Origin of the sequence: Fervidobacterium islandicum (assembly GCF_000767275.3) — a bacterium.
Classification (GTDB): Bacteria; Thermotogota; Thermotogae; order Thermotogales; family Fervidobacteriaceae; genus Fervidobacterium; species Fervidobacterium islandicum.
In genome coordinates this window covers 985517-1010263 of sequence record NZ_CP014334.2, presented here as the reverse complement: position 1 = coordinate 1010263, position 24747 = coordinate 985517, and the positions used below count along the sequence as shown (strand labels likewise).

25 protein-coding genes and 1 tRNA gene are annotated in these 24747 nt (G+C 39.6%); 15 read left to right on the top strand and 11 right to left on the bottom strand.

The genetic code is table 11. From position 1 onward, the window contains the following. Positions 1–24: 24 nt before the first annotated feature. Genes NA23_RS04755 through NA23_RS04735 form a run of 5 tightly spaced genes read right to left on the bottom strand, consistent with a single transcriptional unit; the run spans position 25 to position 4667 of the window. On the bottom strand, positions 25–387 hold the full coding sequence (locus tag NA23_RS04755) for a hypothetical protein (RefSeq protein ID WP_033190907.1): 363 nt from the start codon (positions 385–387) through the stop codon (positions 25–27). Beyond that, positions 368–1033 carry an RNA polymerase sigma factor gene (locus NA23_RS04750; RefSeq protein WP_427854519.1) on the bottom strand — a complete coding sequence of 222 codons (666 nt, stop codon included), beginning with the start codon at positions 1031–1033 and terminating at the stop codon, positions 368–370. Before NA23_RS04750 ends, NA23_RS04755 begins: the two co-directional genes overlap by 20 nt. Next, positions 1020–1835, bottom strand: a complete 816-nt coding sequence (locus NA23_RS04745; protein ID WP_052107019.1) for a DUF72 domain-containing protein — start codon at positions 1833–1835, stop codon at positions 1020–1022. Before NA23_RS04745 ends, NA23_RS04750 begins: the two co-directional genes overlap by 14 nt. 5 nt (positions 1836–1840) lie before the next feature. Next, entirely contained in the window at positions 1841–3787 is a 1947-nt protein-coding gene (locus NA23_RS04740; protein WP_084384040.1) for an ATP-dependent helicase, read from the bottom strand. Positions 3788–3815: 28 nt separating this feature from the next. Beyond that, entirely contained in the window at positions 3816–4667 is an 852-nt protein-coding gene (locus NA23_RS04735) for a PHP domain-containing protein (RefSeq protein ID WP_033190908.1), read from the bottom strand. 128 nt (positions 4668–4795) lie between these two features. On the opposite strand from NA23_RS04735, the gene NA23_RS04730 reads away from it, so the two are divergent. The 4 genes from NA23_RS04730 to NA23_RS04715 are packed head-to-tail and all read left to right on the top strand — an operon-like array spanning position 4796 to position 8557. Further along, on the top strand, positions 4796–5338 hold the full coding sequence (locus tag NA23_RS04730; protein ID WP_033190909.1) for an HD domain-containing protein: 543 nt from the start codon (positions 4796–4798) through the stop codon (positions 5336–5338). 37 nt (positions 5339–5375) lie between these two features. Continuing rightward, on the top strand, positions 5376–5783 hold the full coding sequence (locus tag NA23_RS04725) for a hypothetical protein (RefSeq protein ID WP_033190910.1): 408 nt from the start codon (positions 5376–5378) through the stop codon (positions 5781–5783). Further along, entirely contained in the window at positions 5783–7714 is a 1932-nt protein-coding gene (gene thrS, locus NA23_RS04720; RefSeq protein ID WP_033190911.1) for a threonine--tRNA ligase, read from the top strand. Before NA23_RS04725 ends, thrS begins: the two co-directional genes overlap by 1 nt. A gap of 30 nt (positions 7715–7744) precedes the next feature. Continuing rightward, the gene (locus NA23_RS04715; RefSeq protein ID WP_033190912.1) at positions 7745–8557 is read left to right on the top strand and encodes an HD-GYP domain-containing protein; all 813 of its coding nucleotides are present in this window, start codon (positions 7745–7747) and stop codon (positions 8555–8557) included. A gap of 62 nt (positions 8558–8619) precedes the next feature. On the opposite strand, the gene NA23_RS04710 is transcribed toward NA23_RS04715, so the two are convergent. Next, the gene (locus tag NA23_RS04710) at positions 8620–9549 is read right to left on the bottom strand and encodes a DDE-type integrase/transposase/recombinase (protein ID WP_062946226.1); all 930 of its coding nucleotides are present in this window, start codon (positions 9547–9549) and stop codon (positions 8620–8622) included. Positions 9550–9668: 119 nt separating this feature from the next. Further along, entirely contained in the window at positions 9669–10598 is a 930-nt protein-coding gene (locus tag NA23_RS04705) for a DDE-type integrase/transposase/recombinase (RefSeq protein ID WP_033190915.1), read from the bottom strand. A 127-nt stretch (positions 10599–10725) separates the two neighbouring features. Here NA23_RS04705 and NA23_RS04700 point away from each other — a divergent pair, with 127 nt between their 5' ends. The 6 genes from NA23_RS04700 (at position 10726) to NA23_RS04675 (ending at position 16525) form a co-directional block, all read left to right on the top strand. Next, on the top strand, positions 10726–11193 hold the full coding sequence (locus tag NA23_RS04700; protein WP_033190916.1) for an NfeD family protein: 468 nt from the start codon (positions 10726–10728) through the stop codon (positions 11191–11193). Between the two features lie 63 nt (positions 11194–11256). Further along, positions 11257–12195: an SPFH domain-containing protein gene (locus NA23_RS04695; protein WP_033190917.1), complete on the top strand. Its 939-nt coding sequence runs from the start codon at positions 11257–11259 to the stop codon at positions 12193–12195. After that, positions 12192–12683: a hypothetical protein gene (locus tag NA23_RS04690; RefSeq protein WP_033190918.1), complete on the top strand. Its 492-nt coding sequence runs from the start codon at positions 12192–12194 to the stop codon at positions 12681–12683. Before NA23_RS04695 ends, NA23_RS04690 begins: the two co-directional genes overlap by 4 nt. Positions 12684–12714: 31 nt before the next feature. Next, on the top strand, positions 12715–13911 hold the full coding sequence (locus tag NA23_RS04685) for an aminopeptidase (protein WP_033190919.1): 1197 nt from the start codon (positions 12715–12717) through the stop codon (positions 13909–13911). A gap of 97 nt (positions 13912–14008) precedes the next feature. Continuing rightward, the gene (locus NA23_RS04680; protein WP_033190920.1) at positions 14009–15220 is read left to right on the top strand and encodes a 2,3-bisphosphoglycerate-independent phosphoglycerate mutase; all 1212 of its coding nucleotides are present in this window, start codon (positions 14009–14011) and stop codon (positions 15218–15220) included. Between the two features lie 27 nt (positions 15221–15247). Then, a complete protein-coding gene (locus tag NA23_RS04675; RefSeq protein WP_033190921.1) occupies positions 15248–16525 on the top strand; it encodes a ComEC/Rec2 family competence protein in 1278 nt (425 codons plus the stop codon). A gap of 34 nt (positions 16526–16559) precedes the next feature. Here the strand turns inward: NA23_RS04675 and NA23_RS04670 are convergent, their stop codons facing one another. The 4 genes from NA23_RS04670 to NA23_RS04655 all read right to left on the bottom strand — a co-directional run bounded on the left by NA23_RS04670 (position 16560) and on the right by NA23_RS04655 (position 18778). Then, positions 16560–17018: a Fur family transcriptional regulator gene (locus NA23_RS04670; protein ID WP_033190922.1), complete on the bottom strand. Its 459-nt coding sequence runs from the start codon at positions 17016–17018 to the stop codon at positions 16560–16562. 33 nt (positions 17019–17051) lie between these two features. Beyond that, a complete protein-coding gene (nusA, locus tag NA23_RS04665; protein ID WP_033190923.1) occupies positions 17052–18086 on the bottom strand; it encodes a transcription termination factor NusA in 1035 nt (344 codons plus the stop codon). 45 nt (positions 18087–18131) lie between these two features. Then, complete coding sequence (locus NA23_RS04660; protein WP_033190924.1) at positions 18132–18593, bottom strand: ribosome maturation factor RimP; 462 nt, start codon at positions 18591–18593, stop codon at positions 18132–18134. A 94-nt stretch (positions 18594–18687) separates the two neighbouring features. Next, positions 18688–18778, bottom strand: a tRNA-Ser gene (locus NA23_RS04655). A 212-nt stretch (positions 18779–18990) separates the two neighbouring features. Here NA23_RS04655 and NA23_RS04650 point away from each other — a divergent pair. The 5 genes from NA23_RS04650 (at position 18991) to NA23_RS04630 (ending at position 24739) form a co-directional block, all read left to right on the top strand. Beyond that, positions 18991–20241: an HD domain-containing protein gene (locus NA23_RS04650; RefSeq protein WP_033190925.1), complete on the top strand. Its 1251-nt coding sequence runs from the start codon at positions 18991–18993 to the stop codon at positions 20239–20241. Positions 20242–20298: 57 nt separating this feature from the next. Continuing rightward, positions 20299–20673 (top strand): CoA-binding protein, encoded by a 375-nt coding sequence (locus NA23_RS04645; RefSeq protein WP_033192357.1) that lies wholly within the window; start codon positions 20299–20301, stop codon positions 20671–20673. Between the two features lie 50 nt (positions 20674–20723). After that, positions 20724–21662, top strand: coding sequence for a CBS domain-containing protein (locus tag NA23_RS04640; protein WP_033190926.1), 939 nt, complete (start codon positions 20724–20726; stop codon positions 21660–21662). 115 nt (positions 21663–21777) lie between these two features. After that, complete coding sequence (locus tag NA23_RS04635) at positions 21778–22443, top strand: hypothetical protein (protein ID WP_033190927.1); 666 nt, start codon at positions 21778–21780, stop codon at positions 22441–22443. Positions 22444–22516: 73 nt separating this feature from the next. Next, a complete protein-coding gene (locus tag NA23_RS04630; protein ID WP_033190928.1) occupies positions 22517–24739 on the top strand; it encodes a hypothetical protein in 2223 nt (740 codons plus the stop codon). Positions 24740–24747: the final 8 nt, after the last annotated feature.

The window sequence follows — 24747 nt, the reverse complement described above, 5'->3', positions numbered from 1 at the left end:
CCTTCTGTGGGTAACTTCAAGATCTTACCAGTTCCCATCACTTGCTATTGCCACGTATTTTAGCATTTTAAAGAGCAGGTCGTTGTTATTCTCACTCTCTTTAACTTGTTCCGTTGATAATGTAGGACTGTTACCAGTGTTTGGCAATTTTGCTGAAATCCTTTCCTTAAGTATAGACAGTTCTAAAGCTTCAAATTTTGAGAAGATAACAATAAGTCCTATAACAACTACCAAAGCTACTCTAAAAAACATTTTTCTCAATTTGCTTTTCTTTATTTCTCTAATTATCTTTTCTTCCATTAGTGGCCCTGGTTTGTATGAGTATTCATTGGCAATGATTTTTGCGAATGAGCTTGCTTTTTCGCTATCAAAGTTCCTCTTGTTCATCACCTAATGCCTCCCCTAAAAAAGATTTCAGTTGCTTTTTTATATAGTGGAGCTTGCTCTTTATAGTTCCTTCTGGTTTGTCCAAAATCTTACCTATCTCTGCGTACGTTAATCCATCGACCTCTTTCATGTACAACAAAGCTCTATCTTCGGGACTTAACTTATCCAACGCTTCCTTAATCTTTCTCGACACTATCTCAGCTGAAAATTCTTCTTTGATGTCTTCTTCAGAACTGAGCTGATAGTGGTACTCATTGTACTCTTCGTCACTTGATCCTTCCTCAAAATCGGTCAGTATGCTATTATTTTTGAGCTTTTTATACAAGTTGTTGCACACATTCATCGCTATTTTATATATCCACGTTGACAATTTAGAATCTCCGCGAAATTTCTTGATGCCTTTGTACACTCTTAAAAAGACTTCCTGAATTACATCATCAATGTCATCAGAACCCAAAAAGCTTTTAACTAAAGCACCTATTTTTGGAGCGTAAGTTCTGTACAAGTACCTGTAAGCTTCTTCATCACCCTTCGCTAAGGCTTTTATCAGCTTTTTCTCATCACTCCAATTATTTTGACCGTTGCCACTCTCAAATCGTTCAATATTCGAAGTATTTTTTCCATCCGAAGGCTTAAAAAATTCCAATCTTCTCACCACCCACAAGTGTTCTAAACAGAAGTGCATTTTTCAGAGCTTGCCCACGATAGCAGTTATTGAAAAAAACAAATCGCTTCGACGAGGCTAGAGAAGAAATTTCATCTGCAATCTCCCTCAGTTCAGAATCAGAATAGTTGTAATCATAACGCGTTTTTTCGTCGGCGGTGAACCAGTTAGAATTTCGACCATGTAAGCGAATATATGTTGAATCCTCATCGGTGTTGTAAAAGGTGTTGAATGGATATAAACCAGGTAACTTTGGTAAATCAACAACGACTACGTGAACTTGCGATTCGAATTCTTGAATCAGCAGAACAATATCATCCCTCTCGACCCATGTTGAACTTCGAAACTCTATGAAAAGCTCAGCCCCGGTCATTGTTTCGGCCAGTCTTTTTAGAAAATCTACATTTTCTTTAGAATATTTGAACATGTATGGGAACTGAGCCAGGTATCCTATAAGCTTACCCTCTTGCTTTATAATATCGGTACTTCGAAGAAATTCTTGAACATTTTCCAGATTTTTCTCGTGTGTTATTGAGCCGTGCAACTTTACTGCATACTTGAAACCAGGTGGTGATTTTCTCAGCAAAGATACGATAGTCCGGTACGAAGGCATTTGATAGAATGTGTAGTTCAGCTCAACGGCATTGAATCCATAATGCTGCCAATAATAGGTGAACATCTCACCTGGTTTTATGTAATCAGGATAAACTGTTCCAACCCAATCACTGAAAGAAAAGCCGCTTGTTCCGATGAACCAAGTCATGTTCTTTTCTGTCAAACTCATCCTAGCTACCTAACCCTCCAGTATTCAACCAAGTAGGGAGGAATATCCTCAACGAAGTCTCGTTCAATTTTCCCTGCTTTGAAATAATCGCTACGTGAAAGAACGGAATGTGTGATGTAAAGCATATCTTTAGCCCTCGTTATAGCAACGTAGAACAAGCGTTCTTCCTCATCAATTGAACCATCTTTCAAGGCCAAAAAGTGGGGGAAGTCACCCGGATTGACACCAATGACAAAAACTATTTTCCACTCTAAACCCTTTGCCTGATGAACTGTTGTAAGTGTTACTTTTCCCCCTTCTTCCTCATTTCTGTCAAGTTCTGCTTCCCTTGCTTCAGAAATAATCAGTTCACTCAAAAACTCTTCAGTAGAATCATAGAATGAGGCCATTTCGATAAGTCTTTCAATATCTTCTTCCCTATCTCTGAAGTCTTGGTAGTGGTATTCCAAAATGTTCCGATAAAAATCTTCGTAGAAATTTCTTATTTGCTCACTGGGACCTTTACCAAGGGATTTATAAATCACGTTTTTTAGCTCATCTATATTTGAGCTTTTAACGTTCAACTTCAGGAACTGGCCTATAGGATCTTCAGTTGCTGTAATGTCATTTGCGATTTTCTCAGCTTTCACATCGCCAACGTTATCCAGCATCTTCAATATCCTCATCCAGGAGATGATTTCGTAAGGGTTTTCCATAATCTTAAGAAACGCAATAACGTCCTTGGCATGTGCGGTTTCTGTGAACCGTAAGCCTGAAAGCAACCTAAACGGTATGTTCCGTTTTGAGAGTTCAAGCTGTAACTCTAAAGAATGAGAATGCGCTCTGTAAATAACCGCTATATCACGGTAATTTGCTCCTTCGTTTACATGTTCTATAATCCTTTGAGCGATGAATCTCGCTTCATCAAAGTGGTCGTACGTGTTTACAACAACTGGTTTTTGAAGGCTTTGACGAACTGCCCTCAACTTTTTCGGCACCGCTGACCTTGGTATCATCGAATTCACCAATTCGACGATTTTGTCCGTGCTTCTGTAGTTCGTCTGGATCTTGAAAACATTCGCACCGTCCATGATTTCCTTTACATTCTCAAATCTTGCGCCCCTGAATGAATAAATGCTTTGTGCATCATCTGCAACAACAAAAAGGTTGCTATGCACCTGACTGAGCAACTGAACAATCTTCAGTTGAAGTATATTGGTGTCCTGAAATTCATCAACAAGAATCCATTTGAATTGCGATGAAATACGTTGGCGGATATCCGAGTTTTCTTCCAAAAGTCTGAGCATCTTAAGTAATAAATCGTCGTAGTCTAGTACGTTCTGTTTTTCTTTTTCCGTGATGTACTCTTCGAAAATTTTCTCTATTATATCGATAACATTAATCCATCTTTTTGCGCGTTTAACTACGACTTCGTAAGGTGTTTGCAGGGTATTGTTCATGTAGGAATAGAGAGAATAAAGTTCATTCGGCGTAGGTAGTGCTTTGCTCATCTGCTTTGATGTTACAAACTTGCTTCTTACAAACTTCATCAAATCAACAGAGTCATCTTCATCTAAAATTGTGAAATTCGATTTTATACCTATGGCTGAACCATACCGTCTAAGCAACACATTGCAAACGTGATGGAACGTTCCAGCAAGCATTCCAGAAAGTTCTCTCTTGGTAACCTTTTCAGCGCGCTCTATCATTTCCCTTGCTGCGGCACGCGTAAATGTAACTAACAATATATCCGAAGGTTTTACTCCATTTGCAAGTAAATACGCTATCTTATAAGTTATTACACGTGTTTTCCCGCTACCCGGACCGGCTATGACAACACTCTTACCAAAAGAATTCAAAACCGCATTCCGTTGTTCTGCATCGAGTTCGTTCATTATCTCATCTACAATTTTAGTGCCTGTGCTCTCCCTAGTTTCCAATTTGTACTCTTTTATTTCTCTGTCTTGTTTCATCCTTCACACCACCACTGTAAAGTCATCTTTAAAACAGCTTAGATAAAAACTTACCAATATGTCTGTAAGGAACGTTCATCCCGAGCTTTACATTTGGTCTGTTGTCTCCGTGGAAATCGCTTCCTGCGGTGATTAAGAGGTTGTATTTCTCTGCGATATATAGCAACTCTTCTATTTGACCCGGCATATGTGTTGAGTAATACGCTTCTATACCATCTAAACCTTTTGAAACTAAATATCTAATCAAATCCTCCAATGATTCTACACCTGGAGCAATTGGATAAGGTTTTCCATCACGAAGCATCTGATAAGGGTGCGCCAGTATAGCTATTCCACCAGCTTCTTTTATTAAATCAATCGCTTCTTCAGGTTTTAGCCTTTTTTTCTCTACAAAAAACAGTCCGCCGTCTTTTAAATATTTTTGAAATGCCTCGTCTAAGCTTTGTACATATCCTTTTTCCACCATCAAGCGAGCAAAATGAGGTCTGCCGACAGCCTTGCCTTTGGCTATCTGTTTCAGCTCTTCCATTGTGACATTAAAACCGTGCTGGTTCATTTTCTCAAGGATTAGTTCGTTTCTTTTGTTCCGATATTCGATTAGTTCATTTAAAACCTTCTCTACCTTTTCAGAATCTCTGAAATTGTACCCTAAAATGTGCAGACTATCTGTTGGATATTCGGCACTTATTTCAACACCACGTACAAGTAATAACTTAGGATCCTTGAAAGCAGAATCATCAACCTGGTGAAAAGCACTCACCGTATCGTGGTCAGTTATAGCTAGAACTTCTAAGCCTATCAGTTTGGCTTTTTGAATCAGCTCCATAGGTCTTAGTGTACCATCTGAAGCTGTTGTATGAGTGTGAAGGTCCAGAACCAATTTGATCCCTCCGTCCTATTTAATCTTTTTAATTTCCACGTTTTATTATACCACGTTTTATGGTATACTAAATTAAAGATACGAGCACATAGTTTAAAATCTTAGAACACTAAAATGGAGGGATTGCCTTGACTAGGGAAGAAGCTTTGGAACTTCTCAAAACTCACGTAACAAACAGAAACTTGATAAACCATTGTTTGGCTTGTGAAGCCATTATGAGACGTTTAGCTCGTCATTTTGGTGAAGATGAAGAAGTATGGGGACTTGCTGGCTTACTCCACGATTTGGATTACGATTATACGAAGGATAAACCAGAAGAACATGGTTTCAAAAGTGTGGAGATTCTTGGAGATTCTGTAACCGAAGAGATAAAGAATGCCATTCTTGCACACTGTGAAAAGAAAACGCCGGAAACACTTATGGAAAGAGCACTTTACGCGGTGGACCCAACAAGTGGTTTTATCGTCGCTGCTGCGTTGATAAGACCAGAAAAGAAACTCAACGTTGTTGACGTACCATTTTTGCTCAACAGGTTCAAGGAGAAAGGATTTGCTAAGGGAGCCAACAGAGAACAGATGAAATCTTGCGAAGATATCGGACTAAGTTTGGAAGAATTTTACGCTCTTTCTTTGGAAGCTATGAAAGAGATAGCCAACGAAATTGGTTTGTGAGCTTTCGCTTTTTATTCTTAATTGTTGAGGTGTGAGCATGGAGCCATTGCTTTGGATTATCTCGATTTCCTGTGTACTTGTAGATAACGTTTTCAAAGAATATTTTACCCTTGTACCGTTGTATTTTTTGCTTGAGTCTGTTGTGGAGATTGATGAAAAGAATTTGAAGTCTAAGGTCATGAGATTGTTTTTATTCTCTCTCTTTTACCAGAGTTTTGCTTATCAGCGGTTGACAATTCTCTGGGTTATTCTGACGTTGGTAATTGTTGTGATAGAATTGTATAAAGATGTGTTTTATTACCCGTGGAGTGCATCTCTGTTGCAGGCGATTTTGTTCTTGATTCCGTATTACTATGCACAACCGTTTGCGTTAATCTACGGTTTTGTTCTTGATTGTGCATTGTTTGCTTACATATACAAAAAACTCGAGTTTGGAGGTGCTTGATGATTATGCAAGTAAGACTACCCGATGGAAGTATAAAAACTTACGACGGACCCGTGACACCAGGTCAAGTAGCAAAGGAAATATCTGAAGGTCTGTGGAGAAATGCCGCCGGAGCAATCGTTAATGGTCAGCTATGGGATTTGGAAAGACCTATTGATTTTGATTGCGAACTGAGAATAATTAAGTTAGATGATGCTGAAGCTACGGAGATCTACAGACATACAATGTCTCATATTATGGCTCAGGCTGTCATGAGAATTTACGGTGCTGACAAGGTAAAGCTTGGAATAGGTCCAACCATTGAGAACGGTTTTTATTACGATTTCGACATACAAGATGCGAAAATAACAGAGGAAGACTTGCCAAAGATTGAAGAAGAGATGAGAAAGATAATCAAAGAAGATCTGAAAATAGAAAGATTTGAACTACCGAAAGCCGAGGCTATAGAATTTATGAAACAAAGAGGGCAAACTTACAAAGTGGAGCTGATAGAGGAAATTCCAGATGAAAAAGTGAGTTTCTACAAACAAGGTGAATTCGTTGACCTCTGCCGAGGCCCACACCTTCCAAGCACTGGTAAGGTAAAACACTTCAAATTGCTCTCCGTTTCTGGAGCATATTGGCGTGGTAACGAGAAGAACCCCATGCTACAGAGGATTTACGGTACGGCGTTTTCGAAAAGGGAAGACCTTGAAAACTATTTAAAGATGCTTGAAGAGGCAAAGAAAAGAGACCATCGAAAGCTTGGACCGCAACTCGAGCTTTTCTTCATAAACACAGATGTTGCTGCGGGTATGCCTATATTCTTACCGTACGGTATGACTGTTCTTTTGGAACTTATGAACCTTTCAAGAAGGCTTCACAAAAAGTACGGCTACAAAGAGGTCGGGACTCCTTTAATAATGCATGAAAAACTGTGGCGTCAAAGTGGACACTGGGATCATTACAAAAATAACATGTATTTCACTGAAAAAGAAGATGTTACCTACGCTGTAAAACCAATGAACTGCCCAGGTCACATACTTATCTACAAGAACAAGCCGGTCTCTTATAAGGACCTTCCAATCAGGCTATTTGAGTTCGGTAGGGTTCATAGGTATGAACGCGGAGGCGTGTTGCATGGACTTTTGAGGGTTAGAACGTTCACACAAGATGATGCGCATATTTTCTGTAGAGAAGACCAAGTAGTCACAGAAGTTACTAACGTGGTCCGGTTCATCGATGAATTGTATAGTATCTTTGGTTTCACCTACCGTGCAACACTCAGCACCATGCCAGAAGATCATATGGGTGACGAGGCAACTTGGGAAAAGGCTACAGAAGCGCTTAGAAATGCACTCGAGGAAACAAAGGTGCCTTACGTTGTTGCTGAAGGTGAAGGTGCTTTTTACGGCCCTAAGATCGACTTCCACGTCAGGGATGTGATTGGTAGGGAATGGCAATGTGCAACTATTCAAGTAGATTTCCAGATGCCGGAGCGCTTTGAAATTACCTACAAAGATGCAGATGGAAGTGAAAAAAGACCAGTTATGATTCACAGAGCTCTCTACGGTTCACTTGAAAGATTCTTTGGTATTCTTATTGAGCATTACGCTGGCGCATTTCCAACGTGGCTTGCTCCAGTTCAAGCTGTTGTACTACCAGTTTCTGAAAAGTACTCTGATTATGCAAAAGAATTAACCATAAGGCTGAACGAAAGTGAAATTAGGGTTGAGTTGGATGACCGTAATGAAACACTCGGTTACAGGATAAGAGAAAACCAGATGAGAAAAGTACCATACATGATAATTGTCGGGGAGAAAGAAAAGGAATCTGGAAAGATATCGATCAGAACGCGTGAAGGAAAAGACATTCATGATGTAGATGTTGAAGAATTCATCGCAAAGGTTAAAGATGAGATAACCTTAAGAAGAATTTCGTTGAGCTACTAAGTAAATCCGAAGGAAGAAGGTGGTGATAATTTGTTACCTGAGGAACTTGTAAAACTTTTTAAAGAAGCGTTTGGCAAAGAGCCGATATGCGAAGATCCAAGTCAGGGTATTTGTATATTAAAAGAAAACGGGTATATCAGTGTTAGGGAGAAAGGTAGATTAATAGCTCAGTTTGAGGACAACGAGTCTGACTACGGCTTTGTCCTTCAGTATTACGCAAAGAAAGCAGGCCTATTTACACCTCAAGACAAAGAAATTGAAGAACTCTTAAGATCACTCTTTGTCAACATAATCGTTCTAACGGAAGTTGAGGACAAGAATGGATTTTCTCATTCACAGAGGGTTGCTAAATTGGCCGAAGAATTTGCCAGATACCTTGGTTGGGAAGAATCGAAAGTCGAGGAACTCAGAAATCATGCATTCTTGCACGATGTTGGAAAAATAGCGATTGAGCAACTGATGCTCTACTCGCCGACAAGGATTAGAACTTTTGAGACCCATTACGAGGACCACCCTACGATGGGAACGATTTACCTCACGATTCACGAAAGCTTGTGGAAGTATATCCCTACAGTTAGACACCATCATGAACGTTGGGATGGGAAAGGATTTCCAGATAAATTGAAAGGTGAAGAGATACCTTATTTTGCAAGGATAATCGCTATTCTCAATTACTACGATGAAGTTACGAACTTTGTATCTGCTGATTGGGATAGCGAAATCAAGACTCCACAGCAAGCTGTTAGGGAAATAAAGAACCTTGCAGGGACTTTCTTTGATCCTAAACTCGTGGAACAGTTTGTAAGATTCGTGAAGGATGTTCATAAAGTAAGTATAGAATGAGAAGATGAGGCTAAAGAAGAGTGAGGAACCTTTGCCCGATCTTCAGCCGAGCTTCGATGCTGTTAACTTGTAGTGATGGAAGACAATAGAACACTCATAACACGCGCAATATCATTCCCGTTCAGTTTCAAGAGATTTCTCACTACACAAAAGCTGTTTACGTACATTGGAAGATTGTCAATATTCTTAAATCCACGCTTGGCTCGTACAAAGTCTTGGAATAACGAAAATTTAGATTCACATTGATTGTTCTGCCCAAGTCTCACAACTATATGGTTGATATTCTTGTATAGTATCTTCACTGCACCATACGCACCAAGTCCATCAGTGATTAGTTCGATTTCTCTTTCGTTGTTACCAAAGAACTTCTCTAACAATATCTTCACTTGACCCATATCGCGATATTTGGATACATGCCAAGCAACAATAAGATTCGAATCGTGCTCAACTAAGAACCAAACGTAGTACTTTTTGGATTTAAACAAAACGACAGTTTCATCACCATGGACTTTGAAAGCATCTACAGGAACGAGGATGGAAAAGAAACAAGACAACTTAAGGATCCACTTGTAGATAGCGACATGAGAGACTTTGATATTAAGTGAGTCTCTGATGGAACGCAAGGACACAGCTTTGAAATAAAGGACGAAGGCTTTAAGGACAATAAAGATAGGGAAGCGGAAGAACTTGAAAGAGTCGAAAGGAAGAGGGACAAATTGAGGTAAGTTAGTTGGGATTTCGTCTCTGGTATGGCAAGAACGGCAACGGAACTTAACGAAGGCTTTTTTGATTTTGTGGATTTGCATAGTTTTTCCACAGACAGGGCATTTAGGATAAGGGAAAGAGAAGAACTTGTGTTTTTTTGAATGAACAAGTCTGAAAGTGCGCTTACAGTCTTTGCAAAAGTATTGTTGGTTACCGTACTTATCATGACCGTTTTTGTAGATGTTGGTAGAACCGCATTTGGGGCAAGAGACTACAGAATTTTGCATAGTGGAGTACCTCCTTTTTGTGAGAATTGATGGTGGGGGGTGTTCCACTAATAAGAAGATAATACGGTTTTTGGAAATTTTCAATACTTTTAGTTAACAGCATCCGAGCTTCGATGCTGTTAACTTGTAGTGATGGAAGACAATAGAACACTCATAACACGCGCAATATCATTGCCATTCAGTTTCAAGAGATTTCTCACTACACAAAAACTGTTTACGTACATTGGAAGATTGTCAATATTCTTAAATCCACGCTTGGCTCGTACAAAGTCTTGGAATAACGAAAACTTCGATTCACATTGATTGTTTTGCCCAAGTCTCACAACAATATGATTGATATTCTTGTATAGTATCTTCACTGCACCATATGCACCAAGTCCATCTGTAATTAGTTCGATTGTTCTTTCGTTGTTACCAAAGAACTTCTCTAACAATATCTTCACTTGACCCATATCGCGATATTTGGATACATGCCAAGCAACAATAAGATTCGTCTCATGGTCAACTAAGAACCAAACATAGTACTTTTTGGATTTAAACAAAACGACAGTTTCATCACCATGGACTTTGAAAGCATCTACAGGAACGAGGATGGAAAAGAAACAAGACAACTTAAGGATCCACTTGTAGATAGCGACATGAGAGACTTTGATATTAAGTGAGTCTCTGATGGAACGCAAGGACACAGCTTTGAAATAAAGGACGAAGGCTTTAAGGACAATAAAGATAGGGAAACGGAAGAACTTGAAAGAGTCGAAAGGAAGAGGGACAAATTGAGGTAAGTTAGTTGGGATTTCGTCTCTGGTATGGCAAGAACGGCAACGGAACTTAACGAAGGCTTTTTTGATTTTGTGGATTTGCATAGTTTTTCCACAGACAGGGCATTTAGGATAAGGGAAAGAGAAGAGCTTGTGTTTTTTTGAATGAACAAGTCTGAAAGTGCGCTTACAGTCTTTGCAAAAGTATTGTTGGTTACCGTACTTATCATGACCGTTTTTGTAGATGTTGGTAGAGCCGCATTTGGGGCAAGAGACTACAGAATTTTGCATAGTGGAGTACCTCCTTTTTGTGAGAATTGATGGTGGGGGGTGTTCCACTAATAAGAAGATAATACGGTTTTTGGAAATTTTCAATACTTTTAGTTAACAGCATCCGAGCTTCTAAGGGGGGATTTTTATGATTACACCCGTTTCGTTTTGGATCATTCTTGGTGTTCTACTAATGGTTTTGGAAATATTCACACCGACATTTTTCGTATTTTGGTTCGGGCTTGGTAGTTTAGCAGCCGCAGTTGTCGCTTATTTCTACGAGAACACCGTTTTCGAGCTGCTCACTTTCATAATAGTATCAGGGATACTCGTTTTGTCAACGAGAAAACTTGCAAAGAAGATAACAGGTGAAGAAGTTAGAAGTATAAACGTGGATGAAATCGTTGGAAAAGAAGCGATAGTCATGGAGCAAATTGACAATAAGATAGGTAAAGGTGTGGTGAAGGTAAGTGGTGATATGTGGCGCGCGATGTCTTACGACGATGATATAGTTATTCCTCAAGGTGAAAAGGTGGTTATAGAAAAGGTAGAAGGTGCACACGTGGTTGTAAAACCGTTGCGCAAAACGTCGGACTTGGAGAATTTAGATGGATAAAACAGGTCTGACAGCATAAATTGAGTGAAAGTATTTTAAGAACTTAAGAAGGAGGGGAGCACTATGTATATTGTTTTAATTGCAATTGCGTTCTTGCTGTTGATTATTGCAGCAACAGGTATCAGGATCGTAAGACCGTACGAACGTGGTTTAATCGAAAGGCTTGGAAAGTTCAAAAAAGAAGTTAAGTCTGGGCTACACTTTATCATTCCTTTTTTCGATAGGATGATAAAAGTAGACATGCGAGAGCATGTCATAGACGTTCCTCCTCAGGAGGTTATTACAAAAGACAACGTTGTTGTCGTTGTTGATGCGGTTATCTATTACGAGGTAACGGATGCCTTCAAGTCCGTATACAACGTAAGCAACTTCGAATTCGCTACAATTAAGTTGGCTCAAACGAACTTGAGGAATGTAATAGGCGAGCTCGAGTTAGACCAAACACTGACATCAAGAGAAAGTATAAATACGAAGCTCAGAACAGTTCTTGACGAAGCAACTGATAAATGGGGTATAAGGATTACACGTGTTGAAATCAAAAAGATAGATCCTCCAAAAGATATTATGGAAGCAATGAGTAAGCAGATGAAAGCAGAAAGAACAAAGAGAGCTGCGATATTGGAAGCAGAAGGTATCAGGCAGTCTGAGATTCTCAAAGCAGAAGGTGAAAAGCAAGCAGCTATTCTGAAGGCCGAGGGAGAGGCTGAAGCAATCAAGAGGGTTGCTGAAGCGAACAAATACAGGCTTATTGCCGAAGCGGAAGGTCAGGCACTTGCCATTGCTAACGTTTTTAAAGCGATCCACGAAGGTAATCCGACAAATGATCTTATTGCAATTAGGTATCTTGAGACTCTCAAGGAAATCGCTAACGGACAAGCAACTAAGATATTCTTACCTTTGGAAACATCATCAGTTCTCTCATCGGTGGGAGCAATAGCTGAACTCTTCAAAGACTCGCAAGTAAAAGAACAGAAAAAGTCGGAGGAAAAGAAAGAGAAATGATAAAGACGTTTTTAAATATCATCTTTGGTTCATTAATAAGCACACTTATTGGTAGTTTTTTTGCTGTGTTTATTTCGTTCAGTATAATCTCTAGAAGGGCTACGTTTCGGTACCAGCCCCTCTATTTTTTCAATGACATAATGACACTCGGTGTTCTTGCTTTGCTTTGGTATTACGTTGACGATTTGATAGTTGCATTTTCGCTCTTTTCCGCTTTAGCCACAGTCTTTCTGATATACAAATTGCTCGTAGGAGTTTATTCTATAGACAGACGTTTCAGACTCCTCATACTTTCGCTTGGTGTAAGTCATAACGAATATTCTCTCTTTATCCTTGAGCGTAACCTCGGTAAGCTGTTTGCGAACCTTCTGAAGTTTTACGTGCTTTGTTTGATTGGCTTTCTTGTTTCACTTACTAACTACGCTTCCGATATAGGTTTTTTTTCTCTGATTGTAGGTTTGGTTTTGACGTTATTCCAAGCAGATTAAATTAAACGTTGAGAAAGGAGATAGTTTTCTTATGGATAAGAATTTACTTATAAACTACGCACAAGCTATTTTGAAAGTTGGAGTGAACCTTCAAAGCGGGCAAAGACTCGTTGTGAATACCTCAGTAGACCATAAAGATTTTGTTAGAGCACTTGTGGAACAAGCTTACGACCTTGGGGCCAAAGAAGTGCTTGTTGTTTGGAACGATACGTATATTGCAAGGCAGAAACTTTTGAAAGCACCGGAAGATGTAATCACCCACATATATAACTGGGAAGTTGAGATGCCAAAAAGCTTTCTCGAAGATGGAGCAGCCACGATATCACTTGTCGGCTCGTACGCAGATTTACTTGCAGATGTACCAGCAAACAGGATTGGAGCAGCTACAAAAGCCAGGCAAATTGCTTTTAGAGAAATAATGGAAAGAACGATGATGAATAAGAACAGATGGTGTGTTGCAGGTGTACCAAACCCAGAGTGGGCAAAGAAGGTTTACGGGAGTGAAGATGTCGAACCGTTATGGAAAGACATCATGTTTATGGCAAGAATAGATGAGAACGGATACGAAAAACTACTTACCCACTTGGAAGCCTTAAAGAGGCGCAAAGATTATTTAAACAGCATGAAATTCGAAGCTCTCAGATACGAAGGACCAGGAACGGATTTAACCGTGGAGCTTCCGAAGAACCACCTGTGGTTGAGCGGTATTGAACACGATGTAGACGGTGTACCGTTCTTGCCGAATATTCCTACTGAAGAGGTCTTCACTGCGCCCTATAAATACGGAGTCAATGGAAAAGTATCAAGTAGTATGCCACTTGTTTACCAAGGGAATATAATTGACAATTTCTGGCTTGAATTCAAAGACGGAAAGGTTGTAAATTTTGATGCTGAAAAAGGAAAGGACGTACTAAGAGAACTAATCAACACAGACGAAGGAGCTGCGTATTTAGGCGAAGTAGCGCTTGTTGATGTGACTTCACCTATTTATCAATTAAATAAGATATTCTACAATACACTATATGATGAAAATGCTGCTTCTCATTTTGCTTTAGGAAGAGCTTATCCAACTTGTGTTGAAAACTTCAGCGGTGATCCAGAAAAAGAAGGTATTAACATAAGCCTTACACACGTAGACTTTATGATCGGAAACGATAAGATGAATGTCTATGGAATAAAGGATGGAAAAGAGTACTTACTTATGGAAAACGGACTTTGGAAGATTTAGTTAAACTGTCTGGAAGACTTCTAAAAGTATGGTATAATAATATGTGAATAATATCACTAACTTGCAAAATGCATTTTGCTTAAGGGAGGTAGACGGTATGAGTTTTGACAAACAACAGTTCGTACATGAACTAATTTCGCCGAACGCTTCTAAGATTGTTCTTCTTGTTATGGACGGTATCGGTGATTTGCCAAATGAAGAGGGATTAACACCTCTTATGAAAGCCAACACACCAAACCTTGACAAAGTTGCTCAGATGAGTGATCTGGGTCAGACAATTCCTGTGATGCATGGAATAACACCTGGCAGCGGACCTGGACATCTTGGATTGTTTGGATACGATCCAATTAAATATCAAATTGGCCGTGGTATCCTTGAAGCCCTTGGTGAAGACATAGAGGTTGGGGAACTCGATGTCGTTGCAAGAGGTAATTTTGCAACCATAAATGGAGATATTGTTGTGGATAGAAGAGCTGGTAGACCATCAACTGAAGAGAGCGCTAAAGTAGTGGAAAAGTTGAACGCTCACATAATGGAAATTGAAGATGTCAAAGTGACTTTCTATCCTGGTAAAGAACACAGGTTCGTGCTGAAACTCACAGGTGAGGGGCTGTCTGATAATATTGAAGATGCAGACCCACAAAAAGAAGGAAAACCAATAAAATACACATCTGCTCTTTCAACTGAAGCAGAAAAGACAGCAAGGATTGTAAACAAGCTGCTTGACAGGATTAAGGAAGTTTTGAAAGATGAACCGAAGATGAATTTTGCACTCGTTAGAGGCTTTTCTAAGTATCCGAAGCTTCCGCAATTCCCGGAAGTTTACAAGCTCAAAGCAGGTGCAATTGCGGTTTATCCAATGTATAAGGGACTTGCGAAACTTGTTGGAATGACCATTATCCCAACTGGGCAAACCATCGAGGATGAGATAGAAACATTGAAACAGGAATGGAATAACTACGATTTCTTCTTTGTTCATGTGAAGAAGACAGATTCTTACGGTGAAGATGGGAAATTTGACGAAAAGGTCCATGTTATTGAGAACGTTGATAAGGTTATTCCAGATATTCTTGCTCTCAATCCAGATGTTCTTGTTGTTACTGGCGACCACTCCACACCATGTGCAATGAAAGGTCATTCATTCCATCCAGTCCCAATAATGTTCTGTGCTAAACACACAAGAAAAGGACTTTCGAAAGCTTTTAATGAGTTCGAATGTGCCCGTGGCACACTTGGTACAATTCACGCGACCGATGTTATGAACCTAATTCTTGCCTATGCAGGAAGATTAGAAAAATTTGGTGCATAAGTTTTAAAGCGAGTTTGGGGGAAAGGGTTGGGGAAGAACAACAAAACACTTAACGTCTCATTTACTTCTTTTTACTATTTTGGCGGGGCAATTTTAGGAGCATTGATGGGAACTTACTTCAAGTTCCCACTTTTCTTTTTGGTTATTCCAGTTGCTCTTGCAATCTTCAAGAAGCCGAAAGTTGCTGTATTCTTGTTGATTTTCATATTGTCAAATATGGCTTTCATTAGTAACATCGATTTCTCCAACAAATCGGTAGAGTTTGTTGGAACAGTAAAGGCGGTACAAAATGGTTCCAGTATCCTCCGTTTATCATTCTTTGATGGTAAACGATGGCGAAGGATGGGAGTTGATGTACTTATATACGAAGAAGAAAAGCTCGGAACGATAGTTTATTTTATTGGTCAACTGAAAAGAAAAGGTGCTTATCCGATATATTATGCAAAAACCGATTATTGTGCAACGGTGACGAATTATGAATCTTTATCTGCAAGAGTCTTTGAACACTTCGAAAGATATAGGAACTTTACAAACAATGTAGATCCGTTTTATCAAAACCTATTTGGCGCTAATTCGCGTGATGAGAATTTCGCTAAGAGTGGTTTACTTCACATTTTCTGTGTTTCTGGTATGCATGTTTCGTTACTCTATCTGTTCACGGCGTACGTTATTGGAATGTTTACGTACAGAAAGTGGCTTAGAGTCATGCTCTCGCTGACGTTTCCAACGATTTTTGTAATAGGCTCTGGGTTAAATTTACCTTCCCTGCGTGCTCTGATAATGCTTTATTTTGCGGCACTATTAAGACTTGCAGATTACAAAGTGAACGCGGTAAATATCGTTTCACTTGTTGGAACAGGGATGGTTTTGTTTAATCCGGAGATAGTTTATTCTCTTTCGTTTTACATGACATTCTTTGCAACATTAGGAGTGCTGATTTCCGAAAATAACTTTCTTTCAAATATTGGAGGATTTCTTGGTAGCGCTCCATATGTTTCTTTGATAAATCCTGTAAATCCGTTCTCTATAATAGCGACAATGTTGGTTTCGATACCTGTTCAAGTTTTGCTTTTCGGACTTACAACAAGTTATGTTCTTTTTAGTTGCAATCTCTTTTTCCTTAGTGCGTTCATACTTTATGCACTAAAGCCGTTTGCATGGTTTATTCAAATTGTCGCCAATTGGTTTGCTAAGTTGCCAACGATACCCCAGCACCCGATAATCACCATCGCATTTGCAATGTCTTTTATTTTATACATGGGATTTGTATTTGAACTGAAAAAACAAAAGCAGGAGTCGTCTTAAAAAGACAACTCCTGCTAATTTTCGCTTTATTCCTTCACTTTTTGCTTTTCTTAATACCCTTGGCACATTTCGGGCATATTCCTCTGAATTTTAGATCGATCTCATCGACAAGGTACCCCTTACTTTTGAGAAAATCGATGTAACTTTTCATCACATTGTCTGGAGAGAGTTCTCCCTTGAGTTCGTATATCATACCACATGAATTACAGATGAAATGTGAATGTTTACCTTCCCTGTCGACGAGCTCATAACGATAAACCCCTTCATCAAACTGCAGCCTTCTCAGAAAACCAAGTTCGACGAGTAAATCTATGGTCCTGTAAACTGTTGCTTTGCTTACATTTAGCTTCTTGCTTACAAGGTATCTATAAACCTCTTCAGCGCCTAAGTGCTCACTGTTCGTTTCGATGAACACCTTCAATACTTGTTCTCGCTGTGGTGTCATTCTGTACTTTCTGTCCCTGAGCTCCTTTTTAAGGTTGTCTACATGCATATTATCTCTCCTTTATTCGCTTCGATTTAGAAGTTATGCGTTCATAACAGGTTTGATATCTATCTTCCAGCCAGTTAGCTTTGCTGCTAACCTTGCGTTTTGTCCAGCTTTTCCTATTGCAAGTGAAAGTTGATTAGGAGCAACAAGAACCCTTGACGCCTTTGATTCGTAATCTAAAATCTCAACATCGATGACTGAGGCTGGCAAGAGGGCGTTTGCTATGAGTTCTTTCGGGTCGTCTGACCATTTAATGATGTCTATCTTTTCCATCTTCACTTCACGCAAGACAGCTGCAATTCTGGAACCTTCATGTCCTATACATGCTCCAACGGGATCAACTTTTGGATCCTTTGAAGTAACAGCTATCTTTGTCCTAACACCCGGTTCCCTGACGACTTTGACAATCTCTACTATACCCTGTTCTATTTCTGGCACCTCCAGTTTCAAAAGACCAACGACAAACTCGGGATCTGTTCTGGATACTATGATCTTAGGCCCTTTCTTATCTCTTTTCACTTCTCTCACATAGACTTTGATTAAGTCGGACTGTTCAAATTCTTCACCTGGAATCCATTCCTTCTTCGGTAGATGCGTTTCGAGTTTTCCAATTCTAATGTCGAGCCATTCTGGAGTGACTTTGAGAACCTCAGCAACAACTACCCTTCCGATCAATTCAGAGTACCTTTCGTATTGTTTCTCTTTTTCTATTTCTCTTATCTTTTGAATAAGAACCTGTTTTGCAACTTGGACGGCGAACCTACCAAGTTTCTTTATATTCATCTTCTTCTTGATGATATCACCAACTACAGCATCTGGCTTTATCTTCAGAGCTTCCTCAAGTGATATTTGAAGATTCTCGTTCTCAACCTTTTCTACAACTTCGAGTAGCTGATAAGCTTCAATTTCTCCGGAAAGTCTGTTGATTACGATTTCAACGTTTCTTTCGCCGGTTTTGTTTTTGTAAGCACTCATAATGGCCTTTTCAAGGATGCTTATTGATTCCTCTACTGATATACCCTTTTCCTTTTCCAGTTCTCTCAACGCTTCTAACAACATTGGACTGTTCATATACCTTTCGCCCTCCTATGTTAAATTTTCGATTTTTTCTAGGGTTTAAAACACATCTACTTCCAAATTGGCAGACTTAACATCGTTATAGTTGATTTTTACATCTTTACCTTCTACTTCTAAGACAATTTCACCATTTTCCGTATTGACACTCTTTATGTATCCTCTGAATGTCTTAGTAGTCTTTACCTTTGCCAAGTTCCCTTCGAACCTTTTGAAGTCTTCAAGACTTCTAAGTGGTCTGTCAAGCCCTGGAGAAGATACTTCCAAATAATACCGGCCAGGAATCAAATCGGTTGAGTCAAGTTGTTTCTCGATTTCATATGAAACCAATTCACAGTCTCTTGTACTAACGTAGTCCTCGCGTTTATCTATGACTATTGTGAGTACCCATCTACCGGATTGCATCTTGTATTTGACATCAAAGAGCATCAGCCCAAATCCTTCAACTATAGGTTTGGCTATTTCAGATACCCTCTCTTCAATTTCCTTAGGACTCAAACTCATTTTTCCACCTCCTGAAAAAGCATGACTTTAAGATAACCGAAAAACCGGGACCATAGTCCCGGTTTTGATACAATTGAAACTAACAACAACTTTCTGGCGGAGAGGGTGGGATTTGAACCCACGGGTGGTTTATGGCCACCGCACGCTCTCCAGGCGTGTGCCTTAGACCCCTCGGCCACCTCTCCTGGGAAGCTTAAAATTCTTTTTGAGCCAAATTCCTACGAAATTATAGCATAAGTTCTGAAAAAATCAAGACATTACATTTCTTGTGAAACCAAAATAGATAAAAACCTATCTTTAAAGAAATGTTGTTTGTGGATTTTTGTAATGTAAAGCTTTTTGGAAACAGAATTTAATTAAGCACACTTATGTTATAATATACAAAGAGGTGAAAAAATTGATAGACATCTTGCTGAAGACAATAATGTTTGTTCCGAAATTCGGTGTCCATTCTCTACAAGTCGGATTCATCGCTTCAAAAATAGCGAAAGAGCTCAATCTTGATGAGCTTGAGCTTTTTTACTGTGGTGCTTTACATGACTTAGGTGTTTTAACTCCGCACAAGGGAGTTCTATTAGACGATATCGACAACGAATTTCTTATCAAAGAAGATGTTCAAACATTTGAATCACCTACAAAAGATCATACACTCATCTCCGCGTTCGAGGTTTCGAAGATATCTTATCTTTCAAAAAAATTTCCGAACTTGTCCGCAAGTATATTGTTGCACCATGCATTGCCACATTATCTAAATGAAAATTCCACTAAAGATATTGCAGCAAACATCGTATCGATTAGTGAAGAAATATCCAAATATGTGCTTGTCAACAATGAAGAGATGACCTACGAAGATTTCGTCATCCCACTTTCTGCAATAAAAAACAGGTTCTTTGACTTTGTGTACGAGGCAGCACTTAGTGTCCTCAAACAAGAATACGTTAGGTGGATGCTTTACGACATCAAAGCAGGGTTCAATAGGGAAAGATTAATTCAAGATTACTATCTACGAGAACCTATGACTTTTGAAGAGATTGTCGAAATGGGAGCGGTACTCTCTTACATAATTGATTCAAAAAGTGAGTTTACCCGTGCGCACAGTTGGCGCGTCGCTAACTTATCAGGCGCAATTGCTAAGGAAATTTTGCTTAAGGAACAAGAATTTTTCGTCGCAGGGCTGTTTCATGATATAGGTAAGATAACAACTCCGATAAGTGTTCTTGAAAAGAAAGGAAAACTAACACCCTCTGAGATGGACATAATGAAAAAGCATGTTTACTATAGTTACCTGATACTTCTGGAACACGAAAACGAACCTTGGTTTTGGCCCGCTGTTAGGCATCAAGAACGAACTGATGGCAGTGGGTATCCTTGGAGACTGAAAGGCTCAGAGATGACGTTTAAGGATAAGATATTGCAAGTTGCAGATTATTTCGTAGCCGTGCTGGAGCCAAGGCCTTACCGTGGTCCGAATACCCCTGAAAAAGCTTACGAAGAAGTCCAGAGGGCTGTTTCGTACGGGGTTCTTGACCCCGGACCAGCCAGTATACTTAAAGAGCTTGTGTATGGCGGCTTCGATTTTGAAAGCATTAACTTCATGTCTTCAATTCAGAAAGATATAAACGACTTTGAAAAAAGTTTATTGGAATAACCTAACAACCTTAATGAGCATTTGAATAAATAAAAGAGGAGTGATTAAATTATGGGCATCGATTTGAGAAAGGTGAAGAGAGTAGCAATCGTCGGAGCAACGACAAATCCGGAAAAATTTGGGAACATAGTTCTTCGAGATTTGAAGAAAAAGGGATTTGAAGTACTGCCAGTCAGTCCAAGGTACGATGTTGTGGAAGGGCTAAGAACTTATAAAAGTGTTGAAGAATTACCAGATGACGTCGATTTGATTGTATTTATCGTACCTCCGGAAGTGGGGATTCAAGAGCTAAAGAAAGCATACGACAAAGGATTTCGCAAGTTCTGGTTCCAACCTGGTGCAGAATCTGGGGAGATAATTGAATTTTCAAAAACGCTCCAAGATGCCGACTTTTCTTTCATCAAATGCATTATGGTTCAGACTAATTGGTGAGGGATTAACAAAACTCTATAATAAGATAAACACTATGTGAGGTGGCACGTTTGACAACCGAGATTCTGGAGAAAGTGCAGAAAGTCTTTGCAAACCTGAGTGTAAAGGAGTTTATGACAAAAGAAGTCATCTACGTAAAACCAGACAGAACGGTGGCTCAAGTCAAGGAGATATTAAGACTGAAGAGAATATCCGGTGTCCCTGTTGTCAATGATGACAATGTTGTTATCGGGATAATAAGCATAGAAGATATCATCAAGTGTCTTGAGAACGGTACGCTTAACGAAAGTGTGAGTCAACATATGACAAAAAACGTCGTGTGTATAAGCGAGGACTCAACCTTACAAGATGTGATTAAACATTTCGAAAGGTTCAGGTACGGGAGATTTCCAGTTGTAGATACCCAAGGAAGGCTTGTCGGCATTGTTACAAAAAATGACATACTTGCCGCAGTTGCAACAAGATTGGGATTGCTTTATCTACATGATGAAAGGCGTAAGGAAGTTTTGGAAAAAGATGCGCTGAACAGATCTCTTGTAACCGGTGAAGAAATTGACAAGAAGGGAGCGGATTTTTACTTCAAAATTGACTACTTCGACGTTAACTTAGCCGGGATAGGGGCTGCCCAACTCAAGAAATTCCTGCAAAGTAAGGGCATACCAGAAAACGATGTGAGAAGAGTCGCCGTTGCAACGTACGAGGCGGAAACAAATGTTGTGATACACAGCGGAAGCGAAGGAGAGATTTTTTGTTTCCTAACACCTGATAGAATCATCGTAAGAGTAGAAGATAAAGGGAAAGGGATTGAGAATATTGAGCTTGCCATGAAGGAAGGGTATTCTACTGCACCCGATTACGTAAGAGAACTAGGATTTGGTGCTGGTATGGGACTACCGAACATGAAACGATTCTCAGATAAAATGGTTGTCCTTTCGGAAAAAGGAAAAGGTGTAGTTGTAGAAATGGTCTTTTATATTAATAACAAATAATCCTAATAAATCTATGAACGATTTTAACAAAGAGAGAGTCTAAATTAGTAGGTGTCGCAAATTGCTGTACGAATAGGTATTTTTTAACCCAACCAGGTTTTGAGGAGGTGCTAGTATGGAAAACAACATGCTGATGTGGGTTCTTGTGGGTGTTCTTGCAGCTGCCCTTGTTGTAGGGGGTATCTTTTTACTGATGCCAAAGGACAAGTACATCGAAGTTGACGGTGTCAAAGTTTGGAAGATTCCAAATGACGCGGAAATTGTCTTCATTGATCAATCGAAGGCCGCCAGTGTGAAAAGTCTTGTTCAAAAAGGACAACTCATCGCATTTGAGGGCGAAGCGCAAGGATTGGGAACAACTCAGGACAGAGAAAAGGCTAAGATTCGTGCTTATCAAAAGATTGCTGAATTCTTGAACGCAAAAGTCACGACATTTGCACAGCTTGTTGAAGGTCAGCTTCAAAATGTTCAGGTGTCCGGAAAAAAGCAAGAGCTTGTGAGTGCATCGGTTGATGCTTACAAGAGAGTTACTGAGCTCTTTGCTGAGGGAAGAGTATCTGGAGCCTACGAATTTGCAGCGTGGAAAGTTAAGAGAGACAACCTAACATTCACCTACGTGTTGTTGGTATACGACCCAGCTCAGATCTTGAAACTCATTGAAATTGATGCGTTAGTAAAGCAAAAAGTTGATGAACTTGGAAAGCAAGGTGTTAATTTCTTCGAAAATCTCAACGCAGTTTTGTCAGAAGCAACAAAAGGAACACCGATGGAAAGGAAATAAAGACCTATTCGCTATGCCCCCTGCGTTGAGCAGGGGGTTGTTTTATTAAGCTTTTATAAAAGGAGGCATCCCAGTGGAATCGACAACTTTGATAATAATTTCCGCTTTGCTGATAGGAATCTTAGTTGCGGGTTTTTTCATACTCGTGCCTAAACCAGAAACGGGTCAACCTGAAAATTCCGCTCTTAAAACCATGGAGGATATAAACAAGACTATATCAACAGCTACAAATCCAATTACACCTCAGCAATCTCAGCAATCTCAGCAACCTCAACCATCACAACCGCCTCAACCACCCCAACCTTCAGAACCGCCGAAACAATCGACCGGCTCTTTTCCAACACAACCGATTGGACAGGTTGAAAGTGCGTACTTGGAAGTATTTGGGGAAGGCTACGGAAAAACAGAAGTGGAAGCTGAAGAATTAGCTAGAAAGAACGGGCTGCAGAAGCTTATTGAACAGTTGTACGTGGAGATAAAATCCACAGCGGTACTTAAAGAAAAGCTCACAACGGTGATAGCCGACGGCAGAGTGAAGGAAAGACTAGAAACTCAATATGAAAAGACTATCCAAACGAAATCGGAAATGGAACTGTTAGGAGTTATGTACAAAACTACCGACAAAAAGAAGGTCGGAAATCAGTATTACGCGAAAGTTCAAGTTTACATAGAAGCGGACAAAGCAAAGCAACAACTGGAAGCATTTCTTGCTATAAAACTTGGCAAATCACTCCTTGATTCCAAGATGATTTTTTCAGCAAAAGCTATAGCAGATAAGTACGAACCTAATCTTTCAACAAATCTCCTTCCTCCAAAGACAACTGAAGAATTAGTGCAGGTTGTAAAAGAGATTAAAAAAAGATACGAAAAAGTCCAGAATTTAATCTTAAGTATTAACTCTACACAGATTAATGATTCCAAAACTGCTTTGGAAGTTGCCTATTTGATAAATGAGTTACTTTCCATGACCAATGATTTACCACCAAATTCTATTGATACCAATAAGTTGAAACCGTTCTTAACGGATGTGAAAATAACCCTAAAAGGACCTCAAGATGTACTGATTGGAGAGCAAGTAAAACTTGAAATTTCTACAGAATCGAATGTGAAATCGTTGTGGGTTTACGGAGACCAGGTGGAAACGCAGGATTTAATAACACTTGATGACGGACGCGCTCTACTATCGGTAATAATTAAATCACCAAATTCTAAGGTAACAGTCTCACTTGCGGGTCTACAAAATGTCACGTGGTCTCCTGGAAGCATCAGGGTCAATCCCGACATACTGAAAACTGTCTACAAAACCGAGAACGAACTGCGACTCTTGGCAGGAGGGACGGCCAAGATAATATCTGACCAAAAGTTGATGCGCGAGAATGCTATAAAAGACGCTTTAATAAAAACTATTAAAAAAGCCGCATCGGAGTTGTTAGCCGGTAGTGACAGAGAACTACTCGACGTTCCAGTTGATGATTACATTCTTAATAAAGTTCTCGGAGCGATTGATTACGAAATATCCGCAACTGGAGAATATGCAGGCCTCTACTATGTCCTAGTAAGTTCAAGCATCAAAAAGGACGATTTTGAGAATTGCCTTAAAGAAGCACTAAGAAATGCTCCCGTTGGTTTTGCGCTTGTTCTAACCGAAGGTGATACGCTGGGATACGTTGAACCTGCGATAATTGATGGACTCATATCTTCTGGCATAAAACTTGTCTCCAAGGACTTCTCAAGAAAGATACTCGAAGCTCAAGCAAAAAGCAACCTGCCACCAAGCGTACTCGGTAAGATGGCTGCGTTAAGCGCCGCGAGGTACTTACTGTACGTTATTGTGAACAACGCGACAACGTACCTATCGGAGTACAAAACTTACTCTGTTCGAACACTGATCACGACACAGATCATCGATACCATTACTGGCAATATAGTGGCTGCTCCAAGATTTGAAGAAGTGAATGCTGGAGCTACCGAGCAGGCAGCGCTGTCAAAAACGATATCGGGACAGAAATTCAAAGAGTACGTAAGTAGTATAGTAAGCTTGCTCAGATTTGAGAACGTACAACCGTTTATAACTTACAAGTATACTTTTATCTTTGAACGATCCGTCTATGGTTCCATGTTACTTGACTACCTCAAAGCAAAATTCGGTGAAGTTAAAGTCGTGGAAAAGTCTGATACAAAAATGGTAGTGGAAATTGAAAACGTAGGGATGAATGAGATTGAGAACTTCTTTAAAACAATAGACGCACTGAAGTTCAAGAAGATATCAGATTATAATTATCAAGTTACCAAGTAACTTTTTTA